Source organism: Pseudomonas alcaligenes (genome assembly GCF_041729615.1).
In the GTDB taxonomy this organism is placed as follows: Bacteria; Pseudomonadota; Gammaproteobacteria; order Pseudomonadales; family Pseudomonadaceae; genus Aquipseudomonas; species Aquipseudomonas alcaligenes_B.
Map to the genome: position 1 here is coordinate 2,851,669 of NZ_CP154874.1, position 13,487 is coordinate 2,865,155.

At 68.8% G+C, this 13,487-nt stretch carries 12 protein-coding genes; all 12 read left to right on the forward strand.

Translation table 11 applies throughout. The annotated features are described in order from the left end of the window. Positions 1-3 precede the first annotated feature (3 nt). The 12 genes from AAG092_RS13805 to AAG092_RS13860 all read left to right on the forward strand — a co-directional run bounded on the left by AAG092_RS13805 (position 4) and on the right by AAG092_RS13860 (position 13,338). Entirely contained in the window at positions 4-936 is a 933-nt protein-coding gene (locus AAG092_RS13805; RefSeq protein WP_110682969.1) for an ExeA family protein, read from the forward strand. After that, the gene (locus AAG092_RS13810) at positions 933-2,294 is read left to right on the forward strand and encodes a lipopolysaccharide assembly protein LapB (protein ID WP_110682970.1); all 1,362 of its coding nucleotides are present in this window, start codon (positions 933-935) and stop codon (positions 2,292-2,294) included. Before AAG092_RS13805 ends, AAG092_RS13810 begins: the two co-directional genes overlap by 4 nt. After that, positions 2,291-4,012 (forward strand): GspE/PulE family protein, encoded by a 1,722-nt coding sequence (locus AAG092_RS13815; RefSeq protein ID WP_110682971.1) that lies wholly within the window; start codon positions 2,291-2,293, stop codon positions 4,010-4,012. The genes AAG092_RS13810 and AAG092_RS13815 overlap by 4 nt, the downstream gene beginning before the upstream one ends. A 166-nt stretch (positions 4,013-4,178) precedes the next feature. Then, positions 4,179-5,414 (forward strand): type II secretion system F family protein, encoded by a 1,236-nt coding sequence (locus AAG092_RS13820; RefSeq protein WP_110682972.1) that lies wholly within the window; start codon positions 4,179-4,181, stop codon positions 5,412-5,414. Next, positions 5,411-5,929 (forward strand): hypothetical protein, encoded by a 519-nt coding sequence (locus tag AAG092_RS13825; RefSeq protein WP_110682973.1) that lies wholly within the window; start codon positions 5,411-5,413, stop codon positions 5,927-5,929. Before AAG092_RS13820 ends, AAG092_RS13825 begins: the two co-directional genes overlap by 4 nt. Before the next feature lie 17 nt (positions 5,930-5,946). Further along, positions 5,947-6,477 (forward strand): Tfp pilus assembly protein FimT/FimU, encoded by a 531-nt coding sequence (locus tag AAG092_RS13830; protein WP_373387120.1) that lies wholly within the window; start codon positions 5,947-5,949, stop codon positions 6,475-6,477. A gap of 20 nt (positions 6,478-6,497) precedes the next feature. Further along, the gene (locus AAG092_RS13835) at positions 6,498-6,938 is read left to right on the forward strand and encodes a type II secretion system protein (protein ID WP_110682975.1); all 441 of its coding nucleotides are present in this window, start codon (positions 6,498-6,500) and stop codon (positions 6,936-6,938) included. 33 nt (positions 6,939-6,971) lie between these two features. Continuing rightward, the gene (locus AAG092_RS13840; RefSeq protein ID WP_373387121.1) at positions 6,972-7,373 is read left to right on the forward strand and encodes a Tfp pilus assembly protein FimT/FimU; all 402 of its coding nucleotides are present in this window, start codon (positions 6,972-6,974) and stop codon (positions 7,371-7,373) included. Further along, a complete protein-coding gene (locus AAG092_RS13845) occupies positions 7,370-7,825 on the forward strand; it encodes a prepilin-type N-terminal cleavage/methylation domain-containing protein (RefSeq protein ID WP_110682977.1) in 456 nt (151 codons plus the stop codon). Before AAG092_RS13840 ends, AAG092_RS13845 begins: the two co-directional genes overlap by 4 nt. Further along, positions 7,825-8,706 carry a type II secretion system protein J gene (locus AAG092_RS13850; protein ID WP_110682978.1) on the forward strand — a complete coding sequence of 294 codons (882 nt, stop codon included), beginning with the start codon at positions 7,825-7,827 and terminating at the stop codon, positions 8,704-8,706. Before AAG092_RS13845 ends, AAG092_RS13850 begins: the two co-directional genes overlap by 1 nt. Further along, a complete protein-coding gene (locus AAG092_RS13855; protein WP_373387122.1) occupies positions 8,687-9,112 on the forward strand; it encodes a hypothetical protein in 426 nt (141 codons plus the stop codon). The genes AAG092_RS13850 and AAG092_RS13855 overlap by 20 nt, the downstream gene beginning before the upstream one ends. Positions 9,113-9,114: 2 nt before the next feature. Further along, complete coding sequence (locus tag AAG092_RS13860) at positions 9,115-13,338, forward strand: DUF6701 domain-containing protein (RefSeq protein WP_373387123.1); 4,224 nt, start codon at positions 9,115-9,117, stop codon at positions 13,336-13,338. Positions 13,339-13,487: the final 149 nt, after the last annotated feature.

Sequence of the window (13,487 nt, forward strand, 5' to 3'; positions counted from 1 at the left end):
GGCATGTACGAAGCCTTCTTCGGCCTGCGCGAGAAGCCTTTCGCGCTGACCCCCAACACCGGCTTCCTGGTGCAGTTGGCGCCCTATCAGGCCTGCCTCAACCTGCTGCGCGTGGCCTTGGGCGAAGGCGAGGGTTTCATCAAGGTCACCGGCGAGGTTGGCACCGGCAAGACCCTGCTGTGTCGCGCCCTGCTCAACAGCCTGCCCAGCGAGCGCTACCAGCTGGCCTACCTGCCCAACCCGGGGATGAGCCCGGTCGGCCTGCGCCAGGCCCTGGCCCGCGAGCTGCTGGTCGAGAGCCTCGACGAGCTGGATGCCCAGGGCGTGCTCGATGCCCTACATTGCCGGCTGATCCAGCTGGCCGCCGAAGGCCGCAGCACCGTGCTGCTGATCGATGAGGCGCAGGCCCTGCCGACCGCTACCCTGGAGGCCCTGCGCCTGCTCACCAACCTGGAGACCGAGCAGGCCAAGCTGCTGCAGGTGGTGCTGTTCGGCCAGCCGGAACTGGACGCCACCCTGGCCCGCGACGAGTTCCGCCAGCTGCGCCAGCGCATCACCTTCTCCTATCAATTGCGCCCGCTCGACGTGAAGGACTGCACCCGCTACCTCAATGAGCGCCTGGCGGTGGCCGGCTACCGCGGCGAGCCGCTGTTCGCCGCGCGTGCCATCCGCCACCTGGTGCGTGGCAGCGGCGGCATCCCACGGCTGATCAACATCCTCGCGCACAAGGCGCTGATGGCCGCCTTCGGCGAGGGCCGTCGCCAGGTCGGCGTCGCACACGTGCGCCGCGCCCAGCTGGATACCGAAGGCGCCCAGCCCTTCCTGGCGCGGCAGCCGGCCTGGCTCGGCTGGGGCCTGGCGGCGGCCAGCCTGTCGCTGCTGCTGGTGATCGGCGCCTGGCCCTGGCTCGGCCAGTGGCGGGAGCTGCTGCCATGAGCCTGGTCAACGACATGCTGCGCGACCTCGAGGAGCGCCGCGCCGCGCCGACCGAACGCCTGGCCCTGGAGGGCCTGCAGGCGGTGGACGAGGCCGGCGCCGCGCGCCGCGAGCGCATCGAACGGCTGCGCCGGGGCTCGATCTGGTTCATGGCGGTGATGCTGCTGGCCGTGCTGATCGGCCTGATGATCGGGCGCGTGGTCAATGGCCAGATTCCCTGGGGCGGGGTCATGCCTAAGCGCGAGGCCGAGGCGCCCGCCGCGCCCGTTGTGGCCGCCCCGCGCCTGCTCGAAGTGCTGCCGCAGCACGATGCCCGCGGCCTGGTGCTGCAACTGCTGCTGGAGCGCTCGGTGCCCTACCAGCGCACCGAGGAGAGCGGCGCGGTGAGCCTGCGCCTGGCCGGCGTGCAGCTGGCCGGCGAGGCGCAGTCCGGCCGCGTGCAGCGCAATGGGCGCAGCCTGTCCTGGCGCGTCGAGCCCCAGGGCGCGGATGTGCAGGTACTGCTGGTCGGCCTCGGCGAGGGCCTGCAGGTCAGCGACCGCCTGGAGCCGGCTGGCGACCGCTGGCTGCTGTGGATCGAGGTGCCGCTGGGCGAGCCCGAAGCACCGGCAGAGGAGCCGCTGGAGCTGGCGCAGCTGCCGGTCGCCGCGCCCGCGGTCGCCGCCGAGCCGCCCCTGCCGGCCTGGGCTAGTGCGCCGCTGCCGGCCGCCGCGGCCGTGCCGAGCGTGCCGCAGCCCGCGCCGGCCGAACCGGCGCCCAGTGGCCCGCCGCAGGTCAGCATTGCGCCCTATCGCCCCGATGGCCTGGCGCGTGCGCGCCAGGCGCTGCAGGCCGGCGACTACCGGCGTGCCATCGGCGAGCTGGAGGAGCTGCAGAAGAGCCGCGGGCGCGACCCCGAGGTGCTGCGCTGGCTGGCCCGCGCCTACCTGGCCGACGGCCAGCAGCAGCGCCTGCTCGGCTGGCTGCCGGCGCAGCTGGCGCAGATGCCGCATGACAGCGAGCTGCGCCTGTTGCTGGCGCGTGCCCAACTGCAAAGCGGCGACACCCAAGGTGCCGTGGCGACCCTGGAGCAGAATGCCCCGGCCCTGGCGCAGGAGCCGACCTATCACGCCCTGCTGGCCGCCAGTTACCAGCAGACCGGGCAGTGGCAGGAGAGCGCCGCGCTGTACCGGCAGATGGTCGCCCTGCGTCCCAGCCAGTCCACCTGGCAGCTGGGCCTGGCCATCGCCCTGGAACAGCTCGACCAGCCGGCGGCGGCCGGCCGACACTACGCCCTGGCCCTCAAGGGGCTGGGCCTGGATGACAGCGCGCGGCAGTTCGCCAGCGAACGCGCCGCGGCCCTCGGAGGTACCCGATGAGCGATGACGTCCGCCAGCGCAAGCTGCGTCTCGGCGACCTGCTGATCCAGGCCGGGCTGATCAGCGAGGCGCAGCTGCAGCTGGCCCTGCAGGAGCAGAAGCGCACCGGATCCAAGCTCGGCCGCACCGTGGTCGACCTGGGCTTCGTCGCCGAGGTCAAGCTGCTCACCGCGCTGTCCGAGCAGCTGAAGATCCCCTTCATCGAGCTCAAGCACTTCAAGTTCGACCAGCAGCTGGTGCAGAGCCTGCCCGAGGCCATGGCCCGGCGCTTCCGCGCCATCGTCCTGTCGCGCGAGGGCGGCGGCCTGCTGGTCGGCATGTCCGACCCGCTCGACCTGTTCGCCCTCGACGAGATGGAGCGCATCCTCAAGACCCGCGTGCAGCCGGCGGTGGTGCGCGAGGCCGAGCTGCTGGCCACCCTCGACCTGGTCTACCGACGCACCAGCGAGATCGCCTCGATCGCCGGCGAGCTGGAAGGCGAGCTGCAGGACAGCGACTTCGACCTGGCCAAGCTCGGCGCCGACAACGTCAGCGACGCCCCGGTGGTGCGCCTGCTGCAGACCCTGTTCGAGGACGCCGTGCAGATGAAGGCCTCGGACATCCACATCGAGCCGGACGAGGGCGTGGTGCGCATCCGCCAGCGCATCGACGGCGTGCTCAACGAGCAGGTGATGAAGGAGCAGCGCATCGCCTCGGCGCTGGTCATGCGCCTGAAGATCATGTCCGGCCTGGATATCTCCGAGAAGCGCCTGCCGCAGGACGGCCGCTTCAACATCCGGGTGAAGAACCGCAACATCGACGTGCGCGTGTCGACCATGCCGGTGCAGTTCGGCGAGTCGGTGGTGATGCGTCTGCTCGACCAGAGCGCCGGCATCGCCAGCCTGGACGCCGGCGGCATGCCGCCGGACATGCTGGCGCGTTTCCGCCGCCTGCTGCAGCGCCCCTACGGCATGGTGCTGGTCACCGGCCCCACCGGCTCGGGCAAGACCACCACGCTGTACGCCGGGCTGGCCGAGCTGAACAGCCCGGAGAAGAAGATCATCACCGTGGAGGACCCGGTCGAGTACCGCCTGCCGCGGATCAACCAGGTGCAGGTCAACGCCAAGATCGACCTGACCTTCGCCCGCGTGCTGCGCGCCGCCCTGCGCCAGGACCCGGACATCGTGCTGATCGGCGAGATGCGCGATCAGGAGACTGCCGAGATCGGCCTGCGCGCCGCGCTCACCGGCCACCTGGTGCTGTCCACCCTGCACACCAACGACGCCCTGACCTCGGCCATGCGCCTGGTCGACATGGGCGCCGAGCCCTTCCTGGTGGCCACCTCGCTCAACGCCGTGCTGGCCCAGCGCCTGGTGCGCCGGGTGTGCGAGAACTGCATGCAGGAGCACCAGCCCGAGCCGCAGCAGCTGGCCTGGCTGGAGAACCTGCACGGCGCTTCGCTGGCGGGGCGTTCGTTCAAGCTCGGTGCCGGCTGCCACCAGTGCCACAACAGCGGCTACGCCGGGCGCCTGGGCGTGTACGAGCTGCTGGAGATGGACGAGGCGATGGTCGCCGCCCTGCGCCGTAACGACCCGCACGAGTTCGCCCAGGCCGCCAAGGCCAGCGCCGGCTACCGTCCGCTGGCCGCCTGCGCACTGGACTACGCCCTGGCCGGGGTGACCAGCGTGGAGGAGGTGCTCAAGGTCTGCGCCACCCTCACCGACGAGGTGCTGGTGTGAGCGGCCGCTCAGGCATCGCTCGCACCACCCCCTCTCCCATGAATGGGCGAGGGCCGGTGACAGGGCGCTCTGGTAGCCCGGATGCAATCCGGGGCCGGAGCGGCCTGCTTCCCGGAGCGCATCCGGACGACTTCGCTGTGCCCGCGCAACTGCGGGAGTCCCGCCCATGAGCCAGTTCCGCTACACCGGTCGTGATGCCCAGGGCGCCAAGGTCAGCGGCACCCTGCAGAGCAGCAGCCGCGACAGCCTGGCCAGCGAGCTGCTGGCGCAGCAGATCACCCCGCTGACCATCGAGGAACAGGCCGGGCAGGGCGGCGAGGACGTGCTTGCCGCCCTGCAGGAGAGGCTGCGGCGCAAGCGCGTCGACCTGGAAGAACTGATCATCTTCTGCCGCCAGATGTACAGCCTGAGCAAGGCCGGGGTGCCGATCATCCGCGCCATCGGCGGCCTGGCCGAGTCGCACCGCAACCTGTACTTCCGCGAGGTGCTGCAGGCGGTGCGCGCCGACCTCGAGGGCGGCATGAGCATGGCCGTGGCCCTCAATGCCCATCCCAAGGTGTTCACCACCCTGTTCATCAGCATGGTCAGCGTCGGCGAGAACACCGGCCAGCTCGACCAGGCCTTCCGCCAGCTGTCCAGCTACCTGGAACTGGAGCGCGAGACGCGCAAGCGCATCAAGCAGGCCACCCGCTACCCGCTGTTCGTCCTGGCGGCCATGGCCGTGGCCCTGGTGGTGATCAACCTGCTGGTGATCCCGGCCTTCGCCAAGGTGTTCGAGCAGTTCAAGGCCGACCTGCCCTGGCCGACCCAGGTGCTGATCGGCACCTCGCAGTTCTTCCAGGACTTCTGGTGGCTGCTGCTGGCGCTGGCGGCCGGCGGCCTGTACGCCTTCTTCAGGTGGATCGAGAGCGACGCCGGCGCGCTGCGCTGGGACAGCATCAAGCTGCGCCTGCCGATCGTCGGCGGCATCTTCGAGCGCATCGCCCTGGCCCGCTTCACCCGTACCTTCGCCATGATGTACCGCGCCGGCGTGCCGCTGCTGCAGACCCTGTCGATCAACAGCGCCAGCGTCGGCAACCGCCACATCGGCCAGGCCATCCTCGGCATGCGCGAGGGCGTCGAGCGCGGCGAGGCGCTGACCCGCACCGCCTCGTCCAGCGGCCTGTTCACCCCGCTGGTGCTGCAGATGATGGCGGTGGGCGAGGAGACCGGTGCGCTGGATGACCTGTTCGTCGAGGTGGCGGATTTCTACGAACAGGAAGTGGACTACGACCTCAAGCAGCTGGCCGACGCCATCGAGCCGATCCTGATCGTGGCCATGGGCGTGATGGTGCTGATCCTGGCCCTGGGTGTGTTCCTGCCGATGTGGGAACTGGCCTCGGTGGCCAAGGGCGGCGCGTGACCCCGGACTACGCCGCCGGCGCCTGGGTGCGCCGCGCCCGCCTGTTGGGCTGGGGGCTGGGTCTGGCGATGCTGCTGGCACTGTTGCTGGTGCCGGGCTGGAAGATCGCCGAGGTCAGCGAGGCGCGGGCCACGGACGCCACCCGCCGGCACCTGGCCGCCAGCCTCAGTGGTCTGGCAGCTGAGCAGCTGGCCAAGGACCGGGTGCTGGACGAGGCCTGGAAGAGCAAGAATCCGTTCGTCCTGCTGCGCTGGCAGCAAGACAGCTACTGCGGCGAACTGGCCGCAGGCGACGAACCGCAGGCCGGCTGCTGGTACTGGCTGCCGCGCCAGGCCTGGGTCCTGTACCGGCCGAGGTTCGCCGACGGATGGACGTGGCAGGGGGGTGAAGTGCAGGCCTGGCGCCTGTTGGCGGTTCCCGAGGGAATGCCAACTGCGTCACAATCGGCACGCGGCGCCTTTGCCCTGGAACTTGCAGCGGTACCCACCGCGGAACTGTCCGCGCAAGGGTTTTGAGTCACAGAGGAAGAAGAATGAAGAACAGCAAAGGTTTTACCCTGATCGAACTGGTGGTGGTGATCGCCATCCTCGGCATCCTCGCCGCGGTGGCGCTGCCGCGCTTCATGGATGCCACCAAGGATGCCCACGAGTCCGCCCTGCGCGGCACCTCCGGTGCCCTGGCCTCGGCCGTGCTGCTGGCACGTTCGCAGTACGAGCTGAATCGCAATGGCGGCAGCAATGGTTGCACCGGCGGCAACTGCCAGATCGACGTGGCCGGCTTCGGCAACGGCACCGTGGACGTCAACGCCAACGGCTGGCCGATCGGTGTCAATGCCACTGGCACGCCTGCTGCCACCGCGGCCATGAGCGCCGCTACCTGCAACGAGGTGTTCACCAATGTCCTGCAGGGCTCGGCCCCCTCCGTGGGCACCGCTGCCGGCACCGTCGACTACGTGACCACGGCGGCAGGCACCACCTGCACCTTCACCTACCAGGCCGATGGCGCCGACGACACCATCACCTACAACGCCAACACCGGCGAAGTGACCAACACCTTCAATTGATCCAACCAGGAAGCAGCACTATGAAAAAGCAGCAAGGTGGTTTCACCCTGATCGAACTGATCATGGTCATCGTGATTCTGGGCATCCTGGCGGCCTTTGCCCTGCCGCGCTTTGCCGATCTGGGTGGTAATGCGCGTCGCGCTACTATCGAGGGGGCGGAGGGTGCCATTCGTTCTGCATCTGCTATCGCCCATTCGGCCTGGCTAGCTGCTGGTAACACCCCAGCCACAGTGAATCTGGAGGGGCAGGCCATCCCCATGGTTAATGGTTACCCGAGCGCTGCAGGTATTCTGTTGGCCGCACAAATTGTTGCGGCCGACTACACCATCACCACTGCAGCGCCCCTTACCACCGTGCAGGCAACTGGGGCTGTAGCGCTTGCCAATTGTCAGGTGACTTACACCGAAGCTGCGGCTGCGAACACATCGCCGACCATCACCAGCGACGTCACAAACTGTTAAGACATGCGCGGTTTCACTCTGGTTGAGCTAACGATGGTCATCGTGATCATCGGCATCCTCGCCGCCGTGGTGGGGCCGCGTTTCTTCGACCGCCAGGTGTTCGACGAGCGCCTGTTCTACGAAGAGTCCCTGGCCGCCGTGCGCTACGCGCAGAAGCTGGCGGTGGCCAGTGGCTGCCGGATTCAGGTCAGCCTGGATGGCAACGGCTATCGCCTGCGCCGCGCCGACAACTGCACCAGTGGCGCCTATGGCACCGAGGTGCAGGGGCCGGATGGCCAGATTCCCTTCGCCGCCAGCCTGCCCAACGGGGTCGGCTTCGCGGCGAGCACATTTCCCGTGGTGTTCGACTCCCTCGGCCGGCCTTCGGCCGCGGCGAGCGCCACCCTCGGTGGCTTCACCATCAGCGTGACCGCCGACACCGGCATGGTGCAATGAAGCGCCAGGCCGGCATGACCCTGGTCGAGCTGGTGATCAGCATCGTGATCATCGGCATCGCTGCCGCTGCGCTTTACAGTGCCATGGCGGCCATCAGCGGGCGTTCGGCCGACCCCTTGCTGCGCCAGCAGAGCCTGAGCATCGCCGAGGCCTACCTGGAGGAGATCCTCCTGCAGCCCTTTCTCGACAGTGGCGGCGCAGTCTGCCCGGCGCCGCCGGCCAGCCGCGCCAGCTTCGACAACGTCTGCGACTACGCCGGCCTGAATGACAACGGCGCCCGCGATGCCCGTGGCCAGGCCATCGCCGCTCTGGCCAACTATCGCGTGCAGGTGGCGGTCACGCCCCAGGCCTGGGCCGGGCTGGCCGCCGGCGATGTGCTGCGGGTGCGGGTGACGGTCACCGATCCGGCCGGCCAGGCGCTGGCCCTCGACGGCTTCAGGGCGCGCTACTGATGCGGCGCGGGCGCGGTTTCACCCTGGTCGAGCTGGTCATGGTCATCGCCCTGGCCGGGCTGGTCGGCCTGATGATCAGCACCGTGCTGTCGCGGCCCATGGAGGGCTTCATCGGCCAGAGCCGGCGTGCCGAGCTGGTGGATAGCGCCGCCGGCGCCCTACAGCGCATGAGCCGCGACGTGCGCCTGGCCGTGCCCAATTCGCTGCGGGTTTCCGCTGACGGCCAGGCGGTGGAGCTGCTGCTGATCCATAGCGCGGCGCGCTACCGGCCCAACCGGGTCGGCGAGCAGGGGCTGCGTTTCTCCACGGACGCTGCCGGTACCTGCAGCAGCACCACCCAGGGCGGCCGCTGCGACAGCCTGCAGGTGCTCGACGACGGCTTCGACCCCGCCGGCGCACGCTGGCTGGTGCTGTACAACATAGGTGCCGAATCCGGCGGCAGCCCGCTGCCCGGCAGCAATGTCTGGGCGCCGGCCAATCCGGGAGTGATCACGCCGACCGGCACCAGCTTCACACCCCTGGTCGGGGCGCCGGCCGGCGAGAGCCATATCGCCCTGGGCAACCTGCCGGCCGGCGGCTTCCGCTTCGCCTTCGCCTCGCCGCAGCACCGCCTGTACCTGGCCGAGACGGTGGTGGGCTACCGCTGCCAGGGCGACCAGTTGCTGCGCTACAGCTACAACCAATTGCTTAATGCGCTGCCGGCTTCGCCGCCTCCCGGCTCCAACCCGCAGCCGGTGGCGCGCCAGGTGGCCAGCTGCAACTTCGCCTACCAGTCCGGCAGCACCCAGCGTGCCGGGCTGCTGAGCCTCAGCCTGGGCATCGCCGAGGCCGGGGAAAACCTGCAACTGCTGCAACAGGTCCATGTCGACAATGCGCCCTGAGCCGAGCCTACGCCGGGAGCCGGGCTTCGGCCTGGTGGCGGCGCTGTTCCTGATCGTCGTGGTGACCCTGCTGGTGATCACCATGGCGCGCCTGTCCACGGTGCAGCACGGCAGCACCAGCCTGGCCATCCAGCAGGCGCGCGCCTACCAGGCCGCCCGCGCCGGGCTGGAGTGGGGAATCCACCAGGCGGTCGGCGCCGGCAGCTGCGCCAGCGGCAGTCCCGACATGGCCGGCAGTGGGTTGGCCGAGTTCAGTGTCAGCGTGGGCTGTGAGAGCGACAGCTATAGCGATAACGAGGGCAATCCGGTGCAGATCTTCCGTTTCACCGCCGAGGCGCAGAACGGTACGCCGGGCGGCCGCCCCGACTATACCTATCGCCGGCTCACTGCCGTAGTGGAGAACTGACGATGCGCAAGCTCGGCTGTCGTGGGCTGCTCCTGCTGACCCTGTTCCTTGCTGCGGGGCTGGCCAGGGCGGCGCTGATCAATACCGGCAACTCCAGCGATAACGCCAACAATGGCTCGCAGATCAGCCTTAGCCTGCCGAGCGACCTGCAGCTGGGCGATCTGCTGATCGTCCAGATCGCCCATCGCAATACCGGCGCAACCCTCACCCCGCCCAATGCCCGCTGGAGCCTGCTGCAGGATGCCTCCAGCGGCACGAATATCCGCCAACGCATCTATATCCGTACGGCAATTGCGGCCGATGTCGCGGGTAGCAGCGAGACCTGGAGTCTTTCCAGCAGCACCCGCATGGCCGGCGGCCTGTCCGGTTGGCGCAGTAGCCTGGCCGGCATCTACCCCGAAATCGAGCAGTCGCGTAGCGATACCGGTACCACCAGTGGTGGCGGCAACAATATCAGCGTGCCCGCCATCAGCGCCGCCAATAGCGGTCAGTTGCTGCGCCTGTTCGGTGTGAGTTATGGCAACGGTTTCGCGGCGACCCCGGCCGGGTTCAGCGAGTACTACCGGCCGGAATCGAGCGCCGGCCCCAATGGAGCCTCCCTGTTGGGTGTGGGGCGTGCCATCAGCCTGCCGGGTAGCACAGGCCCGGATACCGTGAGTGTCGGCGGCTCCGGTTCCTATGTCGCGCACACGCTCTTCCTCTACGAGCCACTCAGTATTGCCGCGCGTCTCAGCTGGTCGCTGGACGAAAGCGCCTGGACGGGCGCCGCCGGCGAGGTACTGGATACCTCCGGCAACAGCCTCAATGGCACGGCATTCAACGGCGCCACCACCGCCAGCACCACGCCAGCGCTACCCCAGGTCAATGCCCAGGGCACCTGTGGCTATGGCGTCTTCAATTCGGCGTCCAGCCAGTACGTGCAGCGCGCCGACAGCAGCCTGCTCGATCTGCAGGGCAGTTTCACCATCGGCCTCTGGGTCAGGCCGCGCACGCGGCCGGCATCGGGGCTGATGAGCATCCTGTCCAAGGATGAGAACTACGAGTTCCACCTCAACCCCGACGGCACCATCAACTGGTGGTGGCAGACCACGGCTGGTGCAACCCGCCAGTTCAACAGCACCGCGGCGCTGCCGACCGGGCAGTGGAGCCATGTACTGATCCGCTATGCGCCGGGTGATCAGCGCATCTACATCAACGGCAGCCTGGCCGGCCAGGCCAGCTTCGCCGGTACGCCGGTGGCCAACAACGACCCGCTGCAACTGGGGGCCGACCAGAATCTTGCCGGGCGCTATTTCAATGGCGAACTGGACGAGCTGCGCATCTACAACGCGGCCCTTTCCGAGGCACAGATCGCCGCCCTGGTCGCCGAGCGCCACCCCTGCGGCCTGAGCCTGCAGTGCTTCAGTGACAACTTCGACGACGGCAGCCTGGGCGACGACTGGGCGGTGGCCAGCCGCGGCGCCACGGCCTTCACGCCGACCGTCAGCGGCCAGCGCATGCGGCTGACCAGCAACCAGGGCAACGTCTCCACCTCGTCCACCCTGCAGCGCCTGTTCCCGGCGGCTGGCAACTACATCCAGGTGCAGTTCAAGTACTACGCCTACAACGGTAGCGGTGCCGACGGTGTGGCCGTGGTGCTTTCCGATGCGACCGTGACGCCACAGCCCGGTGCCTTCGGCGGCCCGCTTGGCTATGGAACGCGCGGCGATGCGGCCAACCCCGGATTTGCCGGCGGCTGGCTGGGTGTCGGTATCGACGAGTACGGCAACTTCTCCACCGAAGGCGGGCCGGGCGGGCCGGAGCGGCGTATCGACTCGGTGGCGCTGCGCGGCTCGGGTTCGGGTGCCGAGGGCTATCGCTACCTCGCCGGTACACCGGCCAACCTCAGCCCGGGCATCGACAGCGCCGGGGCGACGCCGGGTCCCGGGCATACCTACCGCATTACCCTGGACGGCCGTTTCGGCAACGAGGCGCGGGTGACGGTGGAGCGCGACACGGGCAGCGGCTTCGTCGTGCTGCCCAACCTCGATGGCGTCAATGTGCTGGCTGCGGCCTTCGACCAGGACGCTCTACCGAGCGACTTCTACCTGTCGCTGACCGGATCCACTGGCGGCTCGACCAATATCCACGAACTGGATGACCTGCAGGTCTGCGCCACCGAGATCAACCCCATCGGCCAGCAGATCGATCACTTCGAGTTCATCTACAGCGGCGCGGCGCTGACCTGCAATCCGCAGCCGGTCACCATCCGTGCCTGCCTCAACAGCAGCTGCAGCAGCCTCTATACCGGCACGGTCAGCGTCACCCTGAGCCCGGGCGACTACTGGACGGCCACGGCGCCGGCCAGCGTCAGCGGCAACATCCTCACCTTCAGCGGCGGTACGGCGCAGGCTCAGCTCAGGGTGCCATCCGTGGGTACGGTGATCCTCGACGACCTCGGCTCGGTGCCGGCGACCAAGCCCAACAGCCAGCCGGTCTGCTCGACCGCGGGCTGCCAGATCAGTTACGCAGCCAGCGGTCTGCTGCTGCAGGTGCCGAACCTGTTGGCGGCCAAGCCGACGGCGGCGACCCTGAGTGCCGTGCGCAGCTCGGACGATGCCCTGCAGTGCGTGCCGGCCTTCGCCAATGTCACTCGCCGCGTCAGCTTCACCTCGGCCTACGACAACCCCGCCAGTGGCACCAAGGCGGTGGTGGTCAACGGCAGCGACGTGCGCGCGACGCCGGTCAGCCTCGACCTCGCGTTCGACGCCAGCGGCAGAGCGCCGCTGAGCGTGCGCTACGACGACGCCGGGCTGATGCGGCTCAGCGCCCGCTACACCGGTAGCGATGCCACGGGCGACATCGGCCTGGTGCTGGAGGGCGAGGACGATTTCGTCAGCAAGCCCTATGGCCTGTGCCTGAGCACCGCCAGCACCTGCGGCAGTGCCGCTGCCGACTGCGACGTCTTCCCCGGTGGCATTCGCGCCGGCGACAGCTTCCCGCTGACCCTCCGCGCGGTGGGCTGGCAGAGCGACGGCGAGGCCTCGACCGCGCAGGCGCTGTGCAGCGGCAATATCACCACGCCGAACTTCCGCCATTCAGGCATCACCCTGGAAAGTGCGGTACAGGCCCCGGCCGGCGGCGCACCCGGCGACGTGACGCCTGGCAGCTACGACCACGCCCTGGGCGACCAGACCGAAGTCGCCGTCGTTATCTCCGAGGTCGGCGTGTTCAACCTGAGCGCCACCCCGGGGGGCACGTACTTCGGCGAAACGGTCGGCGGCGGTAGTCGCGACCTGGTCGGTCGCTTTATTCCCGCCTATCTGAGCGCCGAGGGCAGTGCCAGCCTGACGCCCAGCTGCGGCAGCGCCTTCAGCTACCAGGGCCAGCCGATGGGCTTCGCCAGCAATCGCCAGCCGACCCTGACCCTCACGGCCAGGAACCGCGCAGGCGATGCCACCAGGAACTATGACCGGGAGGGTTTCTGGAAGCTGGCCGATCCTGCCGTGGGCAGCTACAGCTCGATTACCGGCATCCCGGCCCGGGATGCGCGCCTTGCCAGCCAGGGCACGGCCACGCTGGCCGTGGAAGGGGGCAACGATGGCGATGGGGCGCGTACCTACCGCTGGACGGGCGAGCAACTGCTCTACCAGCCCGCCGCGTTGCCTGGTAGCGACGACTATCCGTTCGCGGCCCAGATCCGGCAGACCTTTGCGGCGGCCAGCCTACGCGAGGTCGACCAGGGCCAGGTGGTCTGCCACGATAGCGGCGGTGGTTGCCTGGATTACAGCTACGACTTCACGGTCGACGCCAGCGAGAACCTTGGCAGCCAGGTGCGGCTGGGCCGCCTGCGCATCGGCAACGCCCACGGATCCGAGCTGCAGGCCCTGGACCTGCCGCTGCTGCTGGAAAGCTGGCAGAACGTCGCCGGCGGGGCTTTCCTGACCGAAGGGATGGATACCTGCACCGTCTTGGGGACGCCTGCACTGGATCAGTACACCGGCAACCTAGCGACCGGGGAAACCACGCCGACCCTGGCGGCCCCCCTGGCCGGTGTCGGTACGCTGCAGTTGAGCGCCCCGGGGGCTGGCAACGATGGATCGCTGCAGGTCAGCTTCCCCGACTCGCCGGCCTGGCTGCAGTACCCCTGGGATGGCGCCAACCGTCAGCTGGCGCGTGGTTTGGCCAGCTTCGGCATCTACAAGGGGGCGGCGCCGCTGATCTTCCGCCGCGAGCTTTACCGCTGAAATGCAGAAGGGCCGCAGATGCGGCCCTTCTCATGGGTGTAAAAGAGGGGATTCCCCGGCCTGCCTGTACCAAGGTCCCCAAAACTGGAGTTGTCTGATACTAAGCAGGAGGTGTGCCAGTTTTATTACGGCGCGTGCACCTCGCTCGC